Raw genomic sequence first — 2,463 nt, forward strand, 5'->3', positions numbered from 1 at the left:
AATTATGGATCGGAAAACATTTTTGACGCGCTTAGGGGGGACGGGAGCCGTGGCACTTCTACCAGCCAATGCCCTGATGGCCGCCCTCGAAAAACCAGTAGAAAAGAAGGCCAGGGAAAAAATCATTCCGGCAGATGGAGGCATTGAGCTCCGCGTATTGGGAAATCCTCAGACACATAAGGTCGTGGGCGAGGATACCGATAGCCAGATCTTCGAATGGGTAGACAATGCGGAACCCGGATTTGGGATACCACCTCATATCCACACCCGTGAGGACGAGATCTTTCGTGTCCTGAAGGGGAAGGTGGAGATCATGGTAGACAATAAGTCGACCGTACTGGAAGCAGGGGATATGGCGTATGCCCCGAAGAACCTGGTACATTCCTGGACGGTGGTTGGGAATGAAAAAGCTCAGATGTGGGTGAGTGCTTTCCCTTCCGGTATGGAACACATGTTTCACGAACTGAGCCAATTGCCTGAAGGCAAACCGGATTTCGAAAAGGTGGCATCGATCTGCACCCGATACGGAATCACCTTTGTATAAACCAATAGCCAAAGAACTTTTAAAAATGGAAATCATGAAAAAAAAGAACACATTGAGATTACAGGAAATTTTGACACTGCTCGTTCTGATCTTCATAGTAGGATGCAGCGACGACAATGATGACCTTGAACCCTGGCAGTTAGAAGTAAATGAAGTAAAGGCTGCGACCTTAAAATACCAGGATGTTGAGGTGGCAACCGCGGAAGGATTTTTCGATGCTTCGGGGTTCGTTCCCAATATGGGGCATCACTATATCTTGCCACCTAGAATCGATGCGACCATAGAGTTGGATAAACCCGAGATCCTGCTCTATGCGCCGAACGCCAGCGGGGCCATGGAGATCGTGGCCGTAGAATACGCTGTTCCTATCGAGGATATGGACAACCCCGGTTTACCCCCCGAAGGTTTTACGGGGAATGAAGACGTATGGGAGATCAATCCAAACCTGCAGCAATGGCAGTTACATGTATGGATCTACAAAGACAATCCCGAAGGGATTTTTACAGCCCATAACCCCACTGTGGGCAACGGAAATTAGCCCGTAAATAACCCTATCGGGAACCACCGGCCACCTGCTCAGGCAGGTGGCTTTTTGTTTTACTGAGGATTTATATCCCGAGGTGTATTAAAACCCGGTATAGACAGCTGTGAGCAAAGCCAGAGCGGCTACTGCAAAACACAACACCAACGGTTTCCATACAAAGCGCACCCATTTGTCATAGGAGATACCGGCCACTGCCAGGATGGCCATCAAAGCTCCGTTGGTGGGAACGAACATGTCCATGTTCACCGCCCCGTATTGATATGCCAGAACACATACTTGTCTGGATACGCCAACAAGATCCGAAAGAGGTATCAGGACCGGCATGGTCATCAATGCCTGGGCAGAATAGCTCATGATGGGGAAATGCAACAAGGCCTGGCTACCCATCATTCCAAGAGCCGACATGGAAGGAGGGAGGCTCTCCATGGGCGTAAAAGCCGTATGGATCACCGTATCGAGGATCTGACCTTTTTCCAGTAGGATCGGAATACCGCTGGCCAGCCCCAGGATCACAGCTGCATAGGTCATTTCCTTCATTCCATCGACGTACATCAGGCAGGTACGGTCTAAGCCCAGACCAGCTATAAGGCCCGTCAGGAGCCCGAGCAGAAAGAAGAAGGCAGAGATCTCGTTAAAACCCCAGCCCAGAAACAAAAGCCCATAGGTGACCACGCCGAAAGTGAGGGCGATGAGGCCCAGGATGATGCCACTACGCACAGATATGGGAGTTCCGGTATCCGACATGGGAACCTTTTCCATTCGGTTCAATCTGGCGTATCTCCAAAGGAACAGGAGGTACAAGACGAGCACCAGAATCAGAAAGGCAAGTCGAAAATTTAGACCTGAAAGCAGGGGTAATTCCGCTTCTTTTTGTGCGAGAACTACGGCAAAAGGATTCATAGGACTGAAAGCAGAGCCGATGACCGCGGCCCCGAAACTCATACCGATAGCCACAAAGGTGTTATACCCCATCGAACGGCTGAATGCAATGAGGAGGGGTGTCAAGGCAATAAACTCTTCCTGCATACCAATGGTAGCTCCTCCTGCTGCAAAGATCGCCGTTACCAACATAAGAGCTATCCAATCTCTTCCCCTGAGCCTGTCTACCACCCACTGGAGCCCGTGACCCAGGACACCTGTTTTTTCTACAATAAAGAAACACCCGCCCAGCAGAAAGATGAGCACGATGAGATCAGCCCTGCTGATCAGACCCTCGGGTACGATCAGCAACAAATCAAAAATATCCAGGCTTTCCCCTTCGATCTTTTCATAAGACCCATTGACCACCGTGGTAAGTCCGTTTTCCGAATCCGTAATGCGCGTGTAACTGCCTTTGGGAATGATAAAGGTGGCTGCCCAGGTCATACAGAGGAGC

The 2,463-nt window shown here is 50.2% G+C and carries 3 protein-coding genes; 2 read left to right on the forward strand and 1 reads right to left on the reverse strand.

Translation table 11 applies throughout. From position 1 onward, the window contains the following. Positions 1-544: cupin domain-containing protein (locus ABYP73_RS12870; protein WP_372974599.1), on the forward strand; the 544-nt coding region annotated here is incomplete at its 5' end. Positions 545-578: 34 nt separating this feature from the next. Further along, on the forward strand, positions 579-1,082 hold the full coding sequence (locus ABYP73_RS12875) for a hypothetical protein (protein ID WP_372974600.1): 504 nt from the start codon (positions 579-581) through the stop codon (positions 1,080-1,082). Between the two features lie 87 nt (positions 1,083-1,169). On the opposite strand, the gene ABYP73_RS12880 is transcribed toward ABYP73_RS12875, so the two are convergent. Next, the coding region (locus ABYP73_RS12880) for a YfcC family protein (RefSeq protein WP_372974601.1) at positions 1,170-2,463 on the reverse strand (1,294 nt) is incomplete at its 5' end.

The sequence above is a fragment of the Muriicola sp. genome, assembly GCF_041567615.1.
In the GTDB taxonomy this organism is placed as follows: Bacteria; Bacteroidota; Bacteroidia; order Flavobacteriales; family Flavobacteriaceae; genus Muriicola.